18 protein-coding genes are annotated in these 18,526 nt (G+C 42.9%); 13 read left to right on the top strand and 5 right to left on the bottom strand.

Translation table 11 applies throughout. The annotated features are described in order from the left end of the window. Positions 1-20: 20 nt before the first annotated feature. Positions 21-599: an electron transport complex subunit RsxA gene (rsxA, locus tag BACHE_RS12335; RefSeq protein ID WP_013548049.1), complete on the top strand. Its 579-nt coding sequence runs from the start codon at positions 21-23 to the stop codon at positions 597-599. Between the two features lie 125 nt (positions 600-724). Beyond that, the gene (gene galE, locus BACHE_RS12330; RefSeq protein WP_013548048.1) at positions 725-1,759 is read left to right on the top strand and encodes a UDP-glucose 4-epimerase GalE; all 1,035 of its coding nucleotides are present in this window, start codon (positions 725-727) and stop codon (positions 1,757-1,759) included. Between the two features lie 256 nt (positions 1,760-2,015). Here galE and BACHE_RS12325 read toward each other — a convergent pair whose 3' ends face one another. Then, complete coding sequence (locus tag BACHE_RS12325) at positions 2,016-2,945, bottom strand: DUF5106 domain-containing protein (RefSeq protein WP_041579825.1); 930 nt, start codon at positions 2,943-2,945, stop codon at positions 2,016-2,018. Positions 2,946-3,308: 363 nt separating this feature from the next. Here BACHE_RS12325 and atpD point away from each other — a divergent pair, with 363 nt between their 5' ends. The 9 genes from atpD to BACHE_RS12280 all read left to right on the top strand — a co-directional run bounded on the left by atpD (position 3,309) and on the right by BACHE_RS12280 (position 10,749). Then, the gene (gene atpD / locus BACHE_RS12320; protein ID WP_013548046.1) at positions 3,309-4,829 is read left to right on the top strand and encodes a F0F1 ATP synthase subunit beta; all 1,521 of its coding nucleotides are present in this window, start codon (positions 3,309-3,311) and stop codon (positions 4,827-4,829) included. Positions 4,830-4,852: 23 nt separating this feature from the next. After that, positions 4,853-5,125, top strand: coding sequence for an ATP synthase F1 subunit epsilon (gene atpC, locus BACHE_RS12315; protein ID WP_013548045.1), 273 nt, complete (start codon positions 4,853-4,855; stop codon positions 5,123-5,125). An 11-nt stretch (positions 5,126-5,136) separates the two neighbouring features. Beyond that, a complete protein-coding gene (locus tag BACHE_RS12310) occupies positions 5,137-5,556 on the top strand; it encodes a hypothetical protein (RefSeq protein WP_013548044.1) in 420 nt (139 codons plus the stop codon). Continuing rightward, positions 5,540-6,736 (top strand): F0F1 ATP synthase subunit A, encoded by a 1,197-nt coding sequence (gene atpB, locus BACHE_RS12305; protein ID WP_013548043.1) that lies wholly within the window; start codon positions 5,540-5,542, stop codon positions 6,734-6,736. The genes BACHE_RS12310 and atpB overlap by 17 nt, the downstream gene beginning before the upstream one ends. A 40-nt stretch (positions 6,737-6,776) precedes the next feature. Beyond that, entirely contained in the window at positions 6,777-7,034 is a 258-nt protein-coding gene (gene atpE / locus BACHE_RS12300) for an ATP synthase F0 subunit C (protein WP_013548042.1), read from the top strand. A 9-nt stretch (positions 7,035-7,043) separates the two neighbouring features. Continuing rightward, positions 7,044-7,550 (top strand): F0F1 ATP synthase subunit B, encoded by a 507-nt coding sequence (gene atpF / locus BACHE_RS12295; protein ID WP_013548041.1) that lies wholly within the window; start codon positions 7,044-7,046, stop codon positions 7,548-7,550. A gap of 14 nt (positions 7,551-7,564) precedes the next feature. Further along, on the top strand, positions 7,565-8,125 hold the full coding sequence (locus tag BACHE_RS12290; RefSeq protein WP_013548040.1) for a F0F1 ATP synthase subunit delta: 561 nt from the start codon (positions 7,565-7,567) through the stop codon (positions 8,123-8,125). A gap of 81 nt (positions 8,126-8,206) precedes the next feature. Continuing rightward, positions 8,207-9,790, top strand: a complete 1,584-nt coding sequence (gene atpA / locus BACHE_RS12285; RefSeq protein WP_148229904.1) for a F0F1 ATP synthase subunit alpha — start codon at positions 8,207-8,209, stop codon at positions 9,788-9,790. 68 nt (positions 9,791-9,858) lie between these two features. Continuing rightward, positions 9,859-10,749 (top strand): F0F1 ATP synthase subunit gamma, encoded by an 891-nt coding sequence (locus BACHE_RS12280; RefSeq protein ID WP_041579824.1) that lies wholly within the window; start codon positions 9,859-9,861, stop codon positions 10,747-10,749. A 30-nt stretch (positions 10,750-10,779) separates the two neighbouring features. Here the strand turns inward: BACHE_RS12280 and BACHE_RS12275 are convergent, their stop codons facing one another. The 4 genes from BACHE_RS12275 to BACHE_RS12260 form a co-directional block, all read right to left on the bottom strand. Then, positions 10,780-11,679, bottom strand: coding sequence for an SDR family oxidoreductase (locus BACHE_RS12275; protein ID WP_041579823.1), 900 nt, complete (start codon positions 11,677-11,679; stop codon positions 10,780-10,782). Positions 11,680-11,701: 22 nt separating this feature from the next. After that, a complete protein-coding gene (locus BACHE_RS12270; protein ID WP_013548036.1) occupies positions 11,702-12,247 on the bottom strand; it encodes a hypothetical protein in 546 nt (181 codons plus the stop codon). Positions 12,248-12,346: 99 nt separating this feature from the next. Beyond that, the gene (locus BACHE_RS12265) at positions 12,347-13,072 is read right to left on the bottom strand and encodes a response regulator transcription factor (protein WP_013548035.1); all 726 of its coding nucleotides are present in this window, start codon (positions 13,070-13,072) and stop codon (positions 12,347-12,349) included. 18 nt (positions 13,073-13,090) lie between these two features. Next, positions 13,091-14,653 carry a sensor histidine kinase gene (locus BACHE_RS12260; protein ID WP_013548034.1) on the bottom strand — a complete coding sequence of 521 codons (1,563 nt, stop codon included), beginning with the start codon at positions 14,651-14,653 and terminating at the stop codon, positions 13,091-13,093. 178 nt (positions 14,654-14,831) lie between these two features. Here BACHE_RS12260 and BACHE_RS12255 point away from each other — a divergent pair, with 178 nt between their 5' ends. Continuing rightward, a complete protein-coding gene (locus tag BACHE_RS12255) occupies positions 14,832-16,997 on the top strand; it encodes an outer membrane beta-barrel family protein (protein WP_013548033.1) in 2,166 nt (721 codons plus the stop codon). Between the two features lie 267 nt (positions 16,998-17,264). Beyond that, positions 17,265-18,446 carry a TlpA family protein disulfide reductase gene (locus BACHE_RS12250; RefSeq protein ID WP_013548031.1) on the top strand — a complete coding sequence of 394 codons (1,182 nt, stop codon included), beginning with the start codon at positions 17,265-17,267 and terminating at the stop codon, positions 18,444-18,446. Positions 18,447-18,526: the final 80 nt, after the last annotated feature.

The following is an 18,526-nucleotide window of genomic DNA, read 5'->3' as shown; positions in this document are numbered from 1 at the left end:
TAATTCTTAATTTAAAGATTATGGAATATATATTGATATTTATCTCGGCAATCTTTGTTAACAACATCGTGTTGTCGCAATTTTTGGGAATTTGTCCGTTCTTGGGTGTTTCCAAGAAGGTGGAAACGGCGTTGGGTATGTCGGCAGCGGTGGCGTTTGTACTCACTATTGCTACTATTGTGACATTCCTTATTCAGAAGTATGTACTCGATGCTTTCGGACTGGGATATTTGCAGACTATTACTTTCATTCTGGTGATTGCCGCATTGGTGCAGATGGTAGAAATCATTCTGAAAAAAGTATCTCCTTCTTTGTATCAGGCCTTGGGAGTGTTTTTACCGTTGATTACAACTAACTGTTGTATTCTTGGGGTGGCTATCCTTGTTATTCAGAAAGACTACGACTTGCTTACAGGAGTTGTTTATGCTTTCTCTACGGCAATAGGCTTTGGCTTGGCATTGACATTATTTGCAGGTCTGCGTGAACAGATGAGCCTTGTTAATGTGCCGAAGGGTATGCAGGGCACTCCAATAGCCTTAATTACTGCGGGTTTACTGGCAATGGCATTTATGGGCTTTTCCGGAGTTGTAAAGATTTGAAATAAAAAACTAAAACAGGAAAAGGGTATAAATTAATTTTTATACCCTTTTCCTGTTTTTCTTAAATTAATTTCCTTACATTTGTGGCGTAAAGATAACCTAAAAGCTAAATTATTTATAGTTATATGAAAGAAAGGATATTAGTTACAGGAGGAACCGGATATATTGGTTCTCATACCGTTGTGGAACTTCAGAACGCAGGTTATGACGTTGTTATTATTGATAATTTGTCAAATTCCAGCGCAGACGTTGTAGATAACATTGAAAAAGTATCTGGCGTTCGTCCGGCATTCGAGGAATTGGATTGTTTGGATTATGCTGGTCTTGATGCCGTATTTACTAAATACAAAGGTATCAAAGCTATTATCCACTTTGCTGCCAGTAAAGCTGTCGGAGAATCTGTCCAGAAGCCATTGCTTTACTATCGTAACAATTTGGTTTCATTAATCAATTTGCTTGAGTTAATGCCTAAACATGAAGTAAAGGGGATTGTATTCTCATCTTCTTGTACTGTTTACGGTCAGCCAGACGAGCTTCCTGTGACGGAACAGGCGCCTATCAAGAAGGCTGAATCTCCTTATGGAAATACGAAGCAGATTAATGAGGAAATTGTCCGTGATACGGTGGCTTCGGGTGCTCCTATAGATGCTATTTTGTTGCGTTACTTCAATCCGATTGGTGCACATCCTACCGCTTTGCTTGGTGAGCTACCCAATGGCGTACCTCAAAATCTTATACCATACCTTACTCAGACAGCTATTGGTATTCGAGAGAAGTTAAGTGTATTCGGTGATGATTATGATACACCTGACGGTTCTTGTATCCGTGACTTCATAAATGTGGTGGATTTAGCTAAAGCGCATGTAGTAGCCATTAACCGTATTTTGGAGAAGAAGCAGAAAGAGAAAGTAGAAGTTTTTAATATTGGTACTGGTCGCGGACTTACAGTTCTTGAGTTGATTAATGCTTTTGAGAAAGCTACCGGTGTGAAGTTGAACTATCAGATTGTAGGTCGCCGTGCTGGTGATATTGAGAAAGTATGGGCTAATCCTGAATTGGCAAATAATGAATTGGGATGGAAAGCAGAAACCAGCATAGAAGACACTTTACTTTCTGCATGGAATTGGCAATTGAAGCTTCGTGAGAAAGGTATTCAATAATAGGGAAATGTATATTTTGTGTTTTTTAACAAATAAGAGATAAACAAATGCTTCCCCGCATTTGTTTATAGAATGCAAATCGGCCTGAAGCTATTTATGTGTATGTGAATATCCATAATTAGTACATATGCCTCCCTGGCATAGACAGGTAAGATTGCATAGTAGTTTTGTCGTGTTTTATTTTGTGTTTGTGTTGTGAATAAGCCTTGTCGAGAGACAAGGCTTATTTTTTGCTCGAATATAATAATGTTTAAGATTATTTCGATAGGTATTGATTTATTTCTGTTACTGTAGCGTCTTTCAATAAAACTTTTTTATCTTTATCAAGAAGATAGAGGGTGGGGATGGCTTTTAGGTCGTATAGATTATTTTCTTTGATGACTTGATTGGCATCATGTCCATTGATCCATTCAAGAGGAAAATCAGAGAGGTGTCTTTTCCATTCATCAAGTTCTTCATCAGGATAGAGAGATAGGATTTGCAATTGTTTACGAGATGCAGAATGGTTGATGGCAGGTGCATGCTTTAGCGCTTCGATGGTTTCTGTGCAGGCATGACAGCCGGGATTGTTGATAAACAATAGTGTGTAATGGCTGTTCAGAGCATATAAAGTGCCTTTCTTTCCTGATGCTAAAGTATAGGTAAAATCTATGGCTTTTGTGCCTATACGGTTTTTTTGTGCCAGTTCACGACGAGCTTGTGGTCGTATTTTTTCGACACTATCCAGAATAGGAGTGGAGATGAGGGCATCTAATACCGATATATATAGTTCTTCATTGCGCATAGGCGAGTTGGGATCATATAGATATTTATCTGCAAGTTCTGCAAGGTACAGATAACTTGCTTTTGCTTTTTCAGCTTGCAAGAACATTCTTTTCAAAGCAGCATCGGCTTTTGGGGCAGGAACAAGTTTTAAAATGTCTATGTAGTCCACCCAAGCCTGTTCAGTAATTTCCGGATGATGTATGTAGTTTGTGTCTGCAAAGTTTGTGTTTTCCCAATAATGTCCTACTAAATAATTAGCACGCAGTTCAGGGGTATTCAACATTGGAGGGATGGAAGGTAGAATAAATGCCGTGATTGTATCCACCGGAGTTTCAGTTTTAGGAATGTTATTTGCTTTGTTGCTGCTGCATGCAATGCAGAGACATAAAGGCAATATAAAAGGAAATAAATTATTCTTCATGAACATATTATTATTAGTTTTACTTTTCAGCGATTATAGCAAAGGTATGTTTTCTTAGTTTATGTGGCAAATAAGTGAATGAATATTTTTTTCCATGAAACTGAAAAAGGCAAAAATGGCAGAATAATAATGTTAACCAACGTTATTGCTTTCGTAACGAATTGTTCTTTTTGTAGCATTAATCATTCAAAATAGTATAATTTGTGGAAAAAAAGTTTGGTAGGAGAACAACGAGAACTGATTTGTTTATACATTTGCAAACGTTGTTTATATAACTATTTTGATGAACAAACCACTGTTGGCGAACGTTTATAACTTTATCGGATAGAACAAATTAAGGAAATAGAATAAAAAAGATTGCTTATGTCACAGATTGTCGGACATATATCACAGGTAATAGGTCCTGTTGTGGATGTTTATTTCGAAGGTACGGAAACAGAACTTATGTTGCCGAGTATTCATGATGCATTGGAAATAAAAAGGTCGAGTGGTAAAAGACTTATTGTGGAAGTGCAGCAGCATATTGGTGAAAATACAGTGCGTACCGTGGCTATGGATAGTACAGATGGGTTGCAAAGAGGTATGAAAGTACATCCGCTTGGAGGTCCGATTGCCATGCCGGTGGGCGAACAGATTAAAGGTCGTCTTATGAATGTGGTGGGTGACTCTATTGATGGGATGAAAGAACTGGATCGTGAAGGAGCATATCCTATTCATCGTGAACCGCCTAAGTTTGAGGATTTGACTACCGTACAAGAGGTGCTCTACACAGGAATTAAAGTAATTGATTTATTGGAACCTTACAGTAAAGGAGGCAAGATTGGTTTATTTGGTGGTGCTGGTGTAGGTAAGACAGTCCTTATTCAGGAACTTATCAATAATATTGCCAAGAAACAGCATGGTTTTTCTGTGTTTGCCGGCGTAGGAGAACGTACCCGTGAAGGCAACGATTTGCTGAGAGAGATGATTGAATCGGGTGTTATCCGTTATGGTGAAGAATTCAAGAAGAGTATGGAAGAAGGTAACTGGGATTTGTCTAAGGTAGATTATAATGAAGTTGCCAAGTCTCAGGTAGCGTTGATTTTCGGTCAGATGAACGAGCCTCCCGGTGCACGTCAGTCAGTGGCTTTGTCCGGTCTGACGGTTGCTGAATCTTTCCGTGATATGGGAGCCGAGACAGATGGGCCACGTGATATCCTGTTTTTTATAGATAATATATTCCGTTTCACTCAGGCTGGTTCTGAAGTATCTGCTTTATTGGGACGTCTGCCGTCTGCTGTGGGTTACCAACCGACATTGGCTACCGAAATGGGGGCCATGCAGGAACGCATCACTTCCACACGGAGTGGATCCATTACTTCCGTACAAGCTGTATATGTACCCGCCGATGACTTGACGGACCCTGCGCCCGCAACGACTTTTACACATCTGGATGCCACAACGGTCTTGAGTCGTAAGATTACTGAACTTGGCATTTATCCTGCTGTAGATCCGTTGGAATCGACTTCACGAATTCTTGATCCACACATTGTAGGACGTGAACATTATGAAGTGGCACAGCGCGTCAAACAGATTCTTCAGCGTAATAAAGAGTTGCAGGATATCATCTCTATTCTCGGTATGGAAGAACTATCTGATGCCGACCGTACATTGGTGAACCGTGCACGCCGTGTGCAGCGCTTCCTTTCGCAGCCGTTTGCTGTTGCCGAACAGTTTACAGGCATTCCCGGAACAATGGTTTCCATTGAAGATACAATCAGAGGATTTAAGATGATTCTTGACGGTGAAGTGGACTATTTGCCCGAACCTGCTTTCTTGAATGTAGGAACTATTGAAGAAGCTATTGAGAAGGGTAAGAAATTACTGGAACAAGCAAAAAAATAATTTTAGTTATTAATTAAAGGGAGATGAAAAAGTTGCATTTGAATATTGTATCGCCGGAGAAAGAACTTTTTAACGGAGAAGTGGAAAGTGTCACACTGCCTGGTGCAATGGGATCATTTTCCATTTTGCCACAACATGCGCCGATTGTATCTTCACTCAGGATGGGGACATTGATTTACGTGACAGATGGCGAAGAACATAAACTTGATATTCAAAGCGGATTTGTGGAAATGAGTAATGGTAAAGTTGATGCTTGTATAGAAAATTGTCCTATTTCTTCCACCACCAATAATTAATATTTGTAGCCGTGACTATTACGAAGCGAAATTATCTACTTCAGACAACGCTCTTGACTGTATTGATAGGAGGTATAGGCGGATGGGTGTATTTTTCGATTAATCCCCACCATTATTTTGGCGGCTATCCGTTGATTCCGCTTTTCTTCTATATCTTCGGCATATTCATGATAAATATGACCGAAACCAGCCGACATCGTATGCCGGGACGTATGTTACAGATTTATCTGTTGATGCGTGTCATGAGGATGCTTGCCTCTATGGTTGTGATGTTGATATACTGTATTATAGTACGCGAGGAGTCAAGAGGATTTCTGTTGACGTTTATAGCAAACTACCTGATATATTTGATATATGATTCCTGGTTCTTCTTTACTTTTGAAGCGAACCGGAAGCTGAAAAATAGAAGAAAAAATGAGACAATTGCGTAACATACTGACTGGAATATCCTTTACCTTGGGATTGCTAATGCCGCTTTCTGGTTATGCGGACAGTATTTCGAACCCTATGAGAGGACTTGAAACTGAGCTTGAGAGTGGGAGCCGACATGATGATGTGCCTGTTGCCGGTCAAAAGGAGAGTACTGTGGATGTAAAAGAAATAGTTTTCGGACATATCGGTGATTCTTATGAATGGCATATTACAACCTGGGGTAAGACGCATATTACCATTCCGTTGCCTGTAATTCTGTATAGTACAACTACGGGATGGCATACGTTCCTGTCATCGCATCTTGAAGAAAACAGAGGGACTTATGAAGGATTTTCCATTGCTCCCACAGGTAGCAAATATGAAGGCAAGTTGGTGGAATACGACGCTGCAGGCAATGAAATTCGTCCGTTGGATATTTCCATTACAAAAGTGACACTGGCATTGCTTCTCAACAGTTTGTTGTTACTTGTCATTATTCTTGGGGTTGCCCAATGGTATCGCAGGCATCCTCAGGACAGTGCTGCTCCGGGAGGATTCATCGGATTTGTGGAAATGTTCATCATGATGGTGAATGACGATATTATCAAGAGTTGTGTGGGACCGAAGTATCGCAAATTCGCTCCTTACCTGCTGACGGCATTTTTCTTTATCTTTATTAACAACATGATGGGATTGATTCCGTTCTTTCCGGGCGGTGCTAATGTGACAGGGAATATTGCTATTACTATGGTGCTTGCTCTTTGTACATTTATTGCAGTGAATTTTTTCGGAACGAAGGCTTATTGGAAGGACATTTTTTGGCCGGATGTACCTTGGTGGTTGAAGGTTCCTATACCTATGATGCCGTTTATCGAATTCTTCGGTATTTTGACGAAACCATTTGCTTTGATGATTCGTCTTTTCGCTAATATGCTGGCAGGTCACATGGCAATGTTGGTATTGACTTGTCTTATTTTCATTTCTGCCAGTATGGGGCCTGTTTTAAATGGTACGTTGACTGTAGCTTCGGTGTTATTCAATGTTTTTATGAATGCATTGGAAGTGTTGGTTGCTTTTATACAGGCTTATGTGTTCACAATGCTATCTGCCGTATTTATAGGATTGGCGCAGGAAGAGCATAAGGAGCCGAAGACCGAGGAGCGTAAAGTTGGAGAAACAAAAGCTTTGGCTGAGAAATAAAAATATATTAGTAAAATAAATCATTAAAAAACAAAAAGTTATGTTACTATCTGTATTATTGCAAGCTGCTGTGGCAGGTGTGGGAGTTAGTAAATTAGGTGCGACAATCGGTGCAGGTTTGGCTGTTGTCGGTGCTGGTGTAGGTATCGGTAAAATAGGTGGTTCGGCAATGGAAGCCATTGCCCGTCAGCCCGAAGCATCGGGAGATATCCGTATGAGTATGATTATTGCGGCCGCCTTGATTGAAGGTGTTGCTCTGTTGGCAGTGGTTGTATGTCTGTTGGTGTTCTTCTTATAAATAGAAATTATGTCATTGTTATTACCCGATAGTGGTTTGCTGTTTTGGATGCTTCTTTCGTTCGGTGTAGTGTTTGTAGTGTTGGCCAAATATGGTTTCCCTGTAATCACCAACATGGTGGAAGGACGCAAAAACTATATTGACCAATCATTGGAGGTGGCACGTGAAGCAAATGCCCAGCTTGCCCGACTGAAAGAGGAAGGCGATGCTTTGGTGGCTGCGGCCAATAAGGAGCAAGGACGCATCTTGCGGGAAGCTATGCATGAACGTGACAAGATTATTGTCGAAGCACGCAAGCAGGCGGATATTGTCGCTCAGAAAGAGTTGGATGAGGTTAGAAAGCAGATACAGCAGGAGAAAGAAGAAGCTATCCGTGATATTCGTCGCCAGGTCGCTGTTCTCTCTGTTGATATTGCCGAGAAGGTACTTCGCAAGAATCTGGATGAGAAGCATGAGCAGATGGATATGATTGACCGTATGCTGGATGAAGTGCTGGTGGCTGATAGAAATAATTAATAGAGATAAATAAGATGGATATAGGAATTGTTTCGATGCGATATGCAAAGGCGTTGATGGAATATGCCAAAAGCACGGGTGAGGAGCAGACACTCTACAAGGAGTTGAGTATGCTGTCCCGGAGTTTTGAGAAGCATCCGGATTTGCGTCTGGCACTGGATAATCCTATCTTGACGGTACGTGAGAAGTTTTCGCTGATTTGTGCTGCCGCTGTCGGTGATACTACCGCCGGACGTGAGTTTACGCGCTTCATCACTCTTGTCTTAAGGAATCGGAGGGAAGCCTTTTTGCAATATATTTGCTTGAGCTTTCTCGAATTATACCGGAAAGACAATCGTATCGGTGTTGCCAAATTGATAACCGCAGTACCGGTAAGTAGGGAGGTAGAAGAACGTATCAGGAACAGTGCCTCTTCCTTGTTGCATGCACACATGGAGTTACAGACAGAAGTTGATTCTACAATTGAAGGTGGTTTTATCTTTGATATCAACGATTTCCGTTTGGATGCCAGCATTGCCACCCAACTCAAAAAGGTGAAACAACAGTTCATTGACAAGAACAGAAGAATCGTTTGATTTATAGGTCAACGTCATTTTTGGATTGGTTTCTCTCAAAATAGTAAAACAGTAAATAGTAAAACAGTAAATAGAAAAATGGTGTCTGAAAATATAAAAGTAAGCGAAGTTTCCGATATCCTCCGTAAACAGTTAGAGGGTATTGATACCCGCGTGCAACTGGACGAGATAGGCACGGTTCTTCAGGTCAGTGACGGTGTGGCGCGTATCTATGGATTGCGCAATGCCGAGGCAAACGAACTGCTGGAATTTGACAATGGTATTAAGGCCATTGTGATGAATCTCGAAGAAGACAACGTAGGGGCCGTTCTGTTGGGACCTACTGATAAGATCAAGGAAGGTTATACCGTAAAACGTACTAAGCGTATTGCTTCCATCATGGTGGGTGAAAGTATGCTTGGACGTGTTATTGACCCATTGGGAGAGCCGTTGGATGGCAAAGGATTGATAGGAGGAGAATTGTGTGAAATGCCGCTGGAACGTAAGGCTCCGGGAGTAATTTTCCGTCAGCCTGTGAACCAGCCATTGCAGACTGGATTGAAAGCCGTTGATGCCATGATACCCATAGGCCGCGGGCAACGTGAATTGATTATCGGTGACCGTCAGACCGGCAAGACTGCAATAGCCATTGATACCATTATTAACCAACGTAAGAATTACGAAGCGGGAGATCCGGTGTATTGCATTTATGTAGCCATCGGACAAAAAGGTTCTACGGTTGCTTCCATTGTAAATACTCTGCGTCAGTACGGCGCTATGGATTACACCATTGTGGTAGCTGCTACGGCGGGCGATCCTGCTGCATTGCAGTATTATGCGCCATTTGCGGGTGCTGCTATCGGTGAGTATTTCCGTGATACCGGCCGTCATGCGCTGGTGATTTACGATGACTTGTCCAAACAGGCGGTTGCTTACCGTGAAGTATCATTGATTCTGCGCCGTCCGTCGGGTCGTGAGGCATATCCCGGTGATATATTCTATTTGCATTCCCGTTTGTTGGAGCGTGCGGCAAAGATTATCAGCCAGGAAGAGGTGGCTCGTGAGATGAACGATTTGCCCGATAGCTTGAAAAGTAAAGTGAAAGGCGGCGGCTCGTTGACTGCATTGCCTATTATCGAAACACAGGCGGGTGATGTGTCTGCTTATATTCCTACGAATGTGATTTCTATTACTGACGGGCAAATATTCCTTGATACGAACCTTTTCAATCAAGGTAATCGTCCGGCTATCGATGTAGGTATTTCTGTGAGCCGTGTAGGTGGCAATGCCCAGATTAAAGCCATGAAGAAAGTGGCGGGTACATTGAAGATCGATCAGGCGCAGTATCGTGAGTTGGAAGCGTTTACTAAATTTAGCGGTGATATGGATCCTGTGACGGCATTGACCATTGACAAGGGACAAAAGAATACTCGCTTGCTTGTGCAGCCTCAGTATAGTCCTATGTCGGTAGAGAGGCAAGTGGCCATACTCTATTGTGGTACGCATGGATTGCTGAAGAATGTTCCTTTGGACAAAGTTGGTGAGTTTGAAAACAGTTTCCTTGAATACCTTGAAATGAATCATCGTGAAGATGTGCTCGACTTTCTGAAAAAGGGGGTTATAGATGATGAAGTCAACAAGAAAATAGAGGAGACTGCAGAGATGATTGCGAAACAATTTATGTAATAATCAGAAAGAGGATGTGCCTAAAAAACTATAATGACACATTCTCTTCAAAGTTTAAAATAAATGGAATGGCTTCACTGAAAGAGGTAAAAAATAGAATTAGCTCCGTCAAGAGTACGCGTCAGATTACATCGGCGATGAAGATGGTGGCATCTGCCAAGCTGCATAAAGCGCAGGGGCGGATTGAAAGTATGCTGCCTTACCAACGGAAGCTGAATGAGATCTTGACAAATTTTTTGCGTACGGATACATCATTCGAGTCACCATATACCGAGATAAGGCCTGTGATTAAAGTGGCAATTGTGGCATTCTCCTCCAACAGTTCATTGTGTGGAGCTTACAATTCAAATGTAGCCAAGATGTTAGAACGTACATTGGCTGATTATCGGTCATTGGGAAAGGAAAATATTCTGATTTATCCGGTAGGCAAGAAGGTGGAAGAAGCTGTAAAGAAGTTAGGATATGTGCCGCAAGGCAGTTATCAGGTGATGGCCGATAAGCCTTCGTATGTGGAGGCGTATGAGTTGGCCGGCAGACTGATGAAGGAATTTGTAGGGAGGCGCATTGACCGTGTGGAATTGATTTATCATCATTTCAAGTCTATGGGTACTCAAGTGCTGCTCCGTGAGAATTATCTGCCCATTGACTTGACACAGGTTGCTGAGGAAGCTGCGGAAACAGTTCCGGAGAATTCTCGAAGTTTTAATAATGACTATATTGTAGAACCTTCTATAGGGCAGTTGATTGCCGAACTTCTGCCCAAGGTGTTGAGCCAGAAAATATTTACGGTATTGCTGGATTCCGGAGCCTCCGAGCATGCGGCCCGTACACTTGCTATGCAGACAGCAACGGACAATGCGAATGAGTTGATACAGGATTTGACGAAGCAGTATAACAAGAGTCGTCAACAGGCTATTACCAATGAGTTACTGGATATTATTGGTGGTAGCTTGAAGTAAGGAAAATAGGCTGGCAGTTTCTAATTCCATTTAATCTCTGAACATCAGTCTTATTCCTTCATCCAGTGTATGCGGTTGATATTTCAATTCTTTTCGTGCTTTCTCTATGCTCAATCCGCTGAAGCAGGGGCGGGGCGTTTTTTCTTTCATTTCCTCTGTGCTGATTGGACAGATCAGAGAACGGTCCAATCCGAGTATATCTGCTACCCGGTAAGCGATACCTGCAATTGTAAGACAATCGCCTCCGCAGATATGATAGATTCCGTTGTGTGGATGATTAATTAATTTTTCTACACCTTGTGACACATCTCCCACAAAGGTCGGAGTACGCCATTGGTCGGACACGACAAAGATTTCTTCGTTATTTCTCAGTCTGTTGGCCACAAGTTGGAATATGTTACCATGTTGTCCCGGAAGGGCATTACCATATACCACTACAACACGTGCGATGGCATAGTCATTGCAGATGGTGGCTATCTGCCTTTCACCTTCCAATTTTGTCTTACCGTAATAGTTGACAGGAGCAGGAGTATCTTCCTCTGTATAAAGGCGCTTGGTATTTCCATCGAACACAAAATCTGTGGAAAGATGGATCAGGCGACTGTTGTGTGTCCGGCAATGCTGCGCCAAATGCATTACGGCTGTGATGTTTATCGCTTCCGCTTCTTCATGGTGTATTTCGCAATAATCCGGTACGGAAAGGGCGGAAGTATTGATTACTGCATAGGGTTGTACTTCCTCAAACAGTTTGTTTAAAGCTTTGCAGTCTCGAATGTCTATACGGACGAAATGATAATCTCCCGAGTTGGGGCAGATGTCATCGTGCAGGGAGCAACCTGTGACTTCATAAGCCGCATTGTGTGACAAATCATTAAGAATCCTTCGTCCAGTGAAGCCATTGGCTCCTATAATCAACACTTTCTTTTTCATGTTTTTCTGTCTGTTAGTCTCCTCAATACGGAGCATTTCTTCCTTGTTGCACTTCAATGCGTATTCCGAATGCTCCGTTGGCGGATTTCATTTCGAATGCACCTTTAAAATTGTTCTTTTCCCATGGCAGGGCAGAGGGATTATGCACCTTCCATCCGTCTTTGTCATATTCCCCGTAAGTATTGATACGCATGCCGTTCTTTAGTTTGAAGCTTCCCGTCTGAAGATTGTCCGTGATACCCCAGAAGCCTGTCAGTCCGAAAGGATTTGAACTGAAGTAGCGAGAGTTTCCGGGTGAAAAAAAAGTTGAAAGTTCCCGTGAGTAGGTGATGTTGGAGGGTAGCCGGAAGATACTGCCGTAGTCTTTGCTGGCGTCTGGTATCTTTAAGGTGAACCTGGGAAATGGGGCAGGCTTCAAATTCATCATGCCCATATCCAATAAGAATCCGTCATAGTTTTTCACGTTTGCAGACAGAGGGCTGATGGTATCGGCAGATACTTCATTCTGTGCATGGACAGTGGAGATGCCTGCAAGCAGGGCGATGACGCAGAAGAAGACTCGTTTCATGTTCTTTTTTTACTTTTGGATTTATGCCCGTTTTGCGGGCTGTGTACTGAACAAAGATACCCTTTTTCTTTTTACTGCAGAAGATTTCTTTGCATTATTTCAGTTTACTATTAGTTTATACCCTATTCCGCGCACGTTCACAATGCGGATGCGTTCGTCTTGTGACAATCTGTGACGCAGTTTAGTGATGAATACGTGCAAGCTACGTGTGTTGAAAAAGCTATCGTTGCCCCAGAGGTCAAGCAGTACATTCTGAGTATTGACCACCTGGTTGCGGTTTTCGCAAAGACGCTTCAGTATCTCGCTTTCCCGATGAGAGAGTTCTGTTTCCAATCTGTCATCATGTGGAAGTAGATCCATGCCTATGTACGAGAGGCGTTGGGTGATGGAGTTGAAGCGGTAGTTCCCAATTTCAAAGACAGTGACTGTGTTCTGTTGTTCTGTTTCGGAAAAACAGAAAGCCTTGCCTGCCAATGCCTTGATGCGGATAATCAGTTCCTGCATACCGAAAGGCTTCTTCAGATAGTCATTGGCTCCGAGTTCAAATCCTTCCACCACATCGTTAATGGCAGAACGGGCAGTGAGGAACAGTACCGGTGTGTGTTTGTCCGTCTGGCGGATGCGGCGCACCATTTCAAAGCCGTCCATGCGGGGCATCATCACGTCCGCTACCAGTACGTCGGGGCGTAAATCAAAGAATCTGCGCAAGCCTTCTTCACCGTCTCCTGCAATGTGTATCGCAAAGCCTTGACTGTTCAGTGTGTCTTTGATAATCATGGCGAGGGTTTCTTCATCCTCCACTAATAGTATGTTAATCTTTTCCATATCTGTGATTGTTGAGTTCTAAATCTTTATAGTGAACACACTTCCTTTATTTGATTCGCTTTCCACACTCACGCTTCCACCATGTTTCTCTGTCAGAGTCTTCACGTAGAACAGTCCCAGACCATAGCCTTTCATATTGTGTAGGTTGCCTGTGGGTATGCGGTAGAACTTGTCGAACACGTGCTGCAGCTTATCGGCGGTAATACCTGTTCCGTGGTCGCGGACAGAGATTTCCGTCTGCCTCCCATATTCCGGTGAGGTCACCGGGCGGCAACGAATGTCTATCACTGCTTTCCCCGGTGAATACTTAATGGCATTGTCAATCAGATTGCTGACAATGTTGCCCATGTGCATGCGATCCGCATTGACGGTGAGGTCATCGGGCTTAATATCGAGGGAGATTTCCACGGATTTGTCTGCTTTCAGCTTATGCTGCTCCACAAGTTTTTCGAGTAGTCCCCGCACTTCTATGTCTTCCCTATGTAGGCGGAACGTCTTTCGGCGCTCCATGCTCATGCTCAGTATTTGTTCTACCAGTCCGCTGAGTCGTTGCAGTTGTTCTTGGCAGATGCGCAGATACTTGTCACGCTGTATTTTTTCTTCCGCCTGATTGAAGTTCAGCAAAGCATCATTGGCGGCGTAGGCCACGGCTATGGGAGTTTTCAGTTCGTGGGTGATGTTGTTGGTAAAGTCGCTTTTCATTTCTTCCAGAGTCTTTTGTCGCAAGATGGTGCGTATCAGGAATCCGAAAGAAAAACCAAGAATGATGAGGATGACGAAGGACGTGGCAAGGATGCCGGTCATCTGTTTCAGTACCAATAGAGTGACGGGTTCCATCGTGAGGCGGTAGAGGTGATGGGAGTACAAGTCGAAAGAGTACTCATAGTTTTTGGCTTTGGAGGTAGGCATGTATCCGGGCGTACCCAGTACGGCAAGCGTATCGGTGAAGGTACAAGAAGAATCTTCTTTCGATCCCGTGTACAGATACTCCAAGCGGTGGGGTAAGGTGATGCCCGCTTCGTGCAGACGCAGAGTGAGCAGGCTGTCAAAAACTTGCGTGTCGGGATCGGTAAGAATGTCAATCCCTGAATGTAAACCGCGTTGAAAGTAGTAAGACAGTTCTGTGATATTGTTCTTATTTTCCAGAATCATGGACAGCCCGGCATTAGTGTGCAAGCTCGACTGCGGCTTGTCAGATTTGAAAGTGTCTGTCTTGCTGATGCTGTCTTGTTTTGGTTTATGAAGTTTTATGAGTATTGTGTCTTCAGACATTTGGGCACTGTCCTTGTCGGTATGCGAAAAGACAGTGCTGCTGCTTACATACGTATGCGTGCGTCTGCCGTCATCACTGAATCCGGCAGACACGTTTACTTCTCCGTGGTCTGTGCTGTTTTTCCGCAAGGTTTTTATACGGAGTATCATTTCGTTGAAGTCGCATATACGCAAGGCTTCGAGGATACTTTGTTCCATACCTCGTTTCTGCGTGTGGTAGAGGTTAGTCAGCCAGTAGGCTTGATATGTGAATATCCCGGTCAGCGAGAGGATGACGAGGATGACGATATATTTTGAAGGTAGTTTCATAACCGTTTTCTGATTGCTTATGTAAGCAAAGATAAAGAGTTATCCCATGTCTTGCTGCTTTTGGTAAGACTAAATAACACTTCCGGTAACAGTAGATAAGACTAAGTAAGTTTATAATAACATAAAGTTGCGTTGCTAATACCGTACTTTGCAGAAGTCAGCAAATATAAAAATATATATGAAACGGTTTTATCTATTATCAATCATCTGCCTTTTAAGTATTGGCATTTCCGCTCAAGAAAGCACCGACAAAGAGTGTACTCTTGGTGCAGACAGTATTATAACCTCGGATGCATGTCTGGACAGTCTTTATCAAAGCCTGCCCGAAGTAATGATAACCGGTGAGCGCCCGGTAGTAAAAGCATCGCCGGGCAAACTGGTTTATGACTTGCCGCGGCTTATCCGCGACCTGCCTGTGGACAATGCTTATGATGCCATAAAGGAACTTCCCGGAGTGACCGAAATGAATGGGACTTTGCAACTGGCAGGGCAGGGTGTTACCGTTATTCTGAATGGAAAAGTAACTACTCTCAGTGTCGGACAGTTTTACTCATTACTGCGGAGCATTCCTGCAAGCCGGATAGAAAAGGCTGAAGTAATGTATAATGCACCTGCCCGCTATCAAGTGCGCGGTGCTCTTATCAACATACAATTGAAGCAAACCGCAGACAGCACTTCTTCCTGGCAAGGCGAGCTTTATTCCCAATATAAACAGAAGTATTATGAGGCCTTTGAAGAACGTGCAAGCTTGCTTTACAATAGAAACAAATTCTCGGCAGATTTTCTTTACTCGCACAAACATGGCCGTACTTACAATACGACAGACAAAGATGCTATGCACATTTTAGCGGACGGATCGGTACATCCGATGTCAACCGATGAGGTGAGCCGGGGCCGTTCGCACGTGCATAGTTTCCGAGTGGGAACCGATTATAATATAGCTAAAGAGCATCAGTTGAGTTTTGTCTATAACGGTAGCTATACAACGTCTCACAGACGGACGAACATCAACGGTTCGCAACAATCCGCCACATTGAGCAACAGTACCGATTGGCTTCACAGCGGCCGTCTGGACTATTGCACTCCTTTCGGCCTGAAGGCAGGTGTCGAGCTGACTTATTATCGTTCTCCGTCCGACCAATTGCTGCATAGCCACCTGCTGGAGAGCGATGAACTTTACTTCTTTACGCAAGATTGCCAGCGCATCAACCGTTGGAAAATATTCTTGACGCAAGAACACAACTTGAGCAAAGGCTGGGCACTGAGTTATGGTATTGTCTATACCACCGGCATCGACAACAGTTATCAATATTACTATGATCCGGAGACAGGAAAACCGTTGAGAGATGAAAGTGCGACTTCATTGGCCAAAGGTGATAATACCACTGATAACCTTAGAAATATGGAGTCCCGCAAACGTGAAGAAACGCTGAATATCTATACAGGTTTCAATAAGAGTTTCGGTGATAAGCTTTCGCTGGATGCTTCCTTAGCTATAGAACGATATAAAACGTCTGTCTGGAATCAGTGGGACTGGTATCCTACCATCAATCTGAACTATATGCCTGCCCCCGGACATATCCTGCAACTTGCTTTGAGCAGCGACAAAGATTACCCCGGTTATTGGGCTGTGCAAGATGCTGTTTCTTATATCGGCGGTGGATATTCCGAAGTCCGCGGCAATCCTTTGTTGAAACCTGCACAGGACTATAAGGTCAAGACGAACTATATTTTAAAGAGCAAATATATCTTCAGTGCTTGGTTTAATCATACTAAAAACTACTCTACACAGACGCTTTATCAATCTTCACAACAGCTGGTGGAAATTTATAAATATCTCAACTTCGATTATCAGCAACAGGCCGGAATACAAGCATCAATACCATTCGGTATAAAGAATTGGTTGAAATCACGCCTGACGCTTATCGGAATATGGCATCACGAGAAAGACAAAGATTTTTGGGATATTCCCTTCAATCGTAAGCAGTGTTACGGTATAGCTCAAATGAGTAATACCTTCGCCGTTTCCACCAAACCGGATTTTAAACTGACTGTTACCGGATTTGTACATAGCAAAGCCATTCAAGGAATTTATGATTTGCCTACTTCCGGTAATGTAAATGTTGCCTTGCGTTATGCCCTTGCCGGAAACAAAGCTATTCTCAACTTCTATTGCAATGATATTTTTGAGACAGGGCAGATTTCTCCACGCATCCGCTTTAAGACGCAGAACGTGACGAACCATTACTCCTGTTTCCGCGAGTTTGGCGTGTCGTTTACTTATAAATTCGGAGGTTATAAAGAAAAACAACGGGAAGCTGTGGATACGTCACGATTTAAATAATTAACTGGGGCTTATTCTTTTCTTTCAAAAATCATAAATTTCAAACTTAATCATAATTTCAATGAATCGAATTTTTATCCGTTCTTTCACCCTGCGGATAGACTATGGAAAACAATGCATCAAAATACTACTTCTGATGATCCGGATGATGGATACATACTGATGAAAGGCCATAGTTAAATAACAATAAAAGGGATTACGAAGGCATCGTAATTCCTTTTATTGTTAGTATCATTGCTTATTGTTAATCAAAATCATAAATCGGACATGAATTGCAAAGAGGTAATCAGCGTGGTGTGCCTATTGTTGGTAAGTGCCTGCATGCAGGCACAAGGCACTTATGTCATCGAAGGCAAGGTGAAGAATGTGAAACAAGGTGTTTGCCTGAATCTGTTTCGGATGGAAGGTGATGTAGGGAGTAGTATTGCGATAGATACCCTCCGGGGAGATAGTTTCCGTTTTGAAATTCCCGTATCGGAAGCTGGTACGGATCGTTTGACTTTGGCGATTCGTGACGGCAACCTATACAGTATGGGATTGTATCTTTGGGCTAATTCCGATTCTTATATCCGCCTGACAGGTGAGGATATGAACATCTATACTTGGCGGGTAGAAAGTGAAGTTCCCCAACAGAAGATATGGCAACTTTTTGTGGATGATTCGCGTGACTTGTGGAATCTCAAGCAAGAGAATCGTATGGAACAGATGCGGCTTATGCGTAAATACCCCCGGAAACCGGATGATGCAGATGTATTGGCAAGGGTCGTTGCTTTGCGTGACAGTTTGGAGAAAGTGGGTGATAATTTGGATTTCCGCATAGATTCCAATGTAATAGTTCGTATGAGGCAATTACCGATAGAAGAAATATGGATGGTAAAATTGGAAAGTCTGGCTATAGCTTTGAAATATAAAAAAGGCTTTCCTTTTCGCAAGGAGGTGGAAGAACTGTATGCCAGACTTTCTGACAAGCAACGGCAGACACCTGAAGCTTTGGATATCCGGTCTTATTTAGCACCTTCGGATACGGTTTCCATTAGAGAGAAAGCTGCGGATGGAGATTTGTTTGACTTGCAAGGAAATGTACACCATTTATCTGACTTTAGGGGAAAAGCAGTTTTAATTGATTTCTGGAGCCGTGGATGTGGTCCTTGTGTATTGGCCTTGCCGGAAATGAAAGAAATCAGCAAGCTGTACGCAGATCGGTTGACGGTGGTTAGCTTGAGTATTGACGATAAAACGAATTGGGAAATAGCTTCACGCCACCATGACATCAGTTGGTGGAATCTGAATGACCTGAAAGGAAAGCATGGATTGTATGCCAAATATGATGCAGGTGCTATTCCTCGTTATGTGTTTTTGTCTCCGGAGGGAGAGGTTGTGGAGATGTGGACTGGCTATGGCAAAGGCAGTTTGAAAAAGAAGATGGAAGAGTTCTTTGACAAGAAGTGATCTGAACGTAACAGAATATGGAGCTTTTTTTATACTTTTGCAACTTCCCAAACAGAAGATTGTTATAGTATAAAAAATCA

The organism is Bacteroides helcogenes P 36-108 (assembly GCF_000186225.1).
Taxonomy (GTDB): Bacteria; Bacteroidota; Bacteroidia; order Bacteroidales; family Bacteroidaceae; genus Bacteroides; species Bacteroides helcogenes.
This window is presented reverse-complemented; position numbering and strand designations above follow the sequence as displayed.

What these genes read in the sequence shown, in the direction of transcription:
- rsxA (WP_013548049.1), top strand. Translation starts at nt 21, where the DNA reads ATGGAATATATATTGATATTTATCTCGGCAATCTTTGTTAACAACATC.
- galE (WP_013548048.1), top strand. Translation starts at nt 725, where the DNA reads ATGAAAGAAAGGATATTAGTTACAGGAGGAACCGGATATATTGGTTCT.
- BACHE_RS12325 (WP_041579825.1), bottom strand. Translation starts at nt 2,945, where the DNA reads ATGAAGAATAATTTATTTCCTTTTATATTGCCTTTATGTCTCTGCATT.
- atpD (WP_013548046.1), top strand. Translation starts at nt 3,309, where the DNA reads ATGTCACAGATTGTCGGACATATATCACAGGTAATAGGTCCTGTTGTG.
- atpC (WP_013548045.1), top strand. Translation starts at nt 4,853, where the DNA reads ATGAAAAAGTTGCATTTGAATATTGTATCGCCGGAGAAAGAACTTTTT.
- atpB (WP_013548043.1), top strand. Translation starts at nt 5,540, where the DNA reads ATGAGACAATTGCGTAACATACTGACTGGAATATCCTTTACCTTGGGA.
- atpE (WP_013548042.1), top strand. Translation starts at nt 6,777, where the DNA reads ATGTTACTATCTGTATTATTGCAAGCTGCTGTGGCAGGTGTGGGAGTT.
- atpF (WP_013548041.1), top strand. Translation starts at nt 7,044, where the DNA reads ATGTCATTGTTATTACCCGATAGTGGTTTGCTGTTTTGGATGCTTCTT.
- BACHE_RS12290 (WP_013548040.1), top strand. Translation starts at nt 7,565, where the DNA reads ATGGATATAGGAATTGTTTCGATGCGATATGCAAAGGCGTTGATGGAA.
- BACHE_RS12280 (WP_041579824.1), top strand. Translation starts at nt 9,859, where the DNA reads ATGGCTTCACTGAAAGAGGTAAAAAATAGAATTAGCTCCGTCAAGAGT.
- BACHE_RS12275 (WP_041579823.1), bottom strand. Translation starts at nt 11,679, where the DNA reads ATGAAAAAGAAAGTGTTGATTATAGGAGCCAATGGCTTCACTGGACGA.
- BACHE_RS12270 (WP_013548036.1), bottom strand. Translation starts at nt 12,247, where the DNA reads ATGAAACGAGTCTTCTTCTGCGTCATCGCCCTGCTTGCAGGCATCTCC.
- BACHE_RS12265 (WP_013548035.1), bottom strand. Translation starts at nt 13,072, where the DNA reads ATGGAAAAGATTAACATACTATTAGTGGAGGATGAAGAAACCCTCGCC.
- BACHE_RS12260 (WP_013548034.1), bottom strand. Translation starts at nt 14,653, where the DNA reads ATGAAACTACCTTCAAAATATATCGTCATCCTCGTCATCCTCTCGCTG.
- BACHE_RS12255 (WP_013548033.1), top strand. Translation starts at nt 14,832, where the DNA reads ATGAAACGGTTTTATCTATTATCAATCATCTGCCTTTTAAGTATTGGC.
- BACHE_RS12250 (WP_013548031.1), top strand. Translation starts at nt 17,265, where the DNA reads ATGAATTGCAAAGAGGTAATCAGCGTGGTGTGCCTATTGTTGGTAAGT.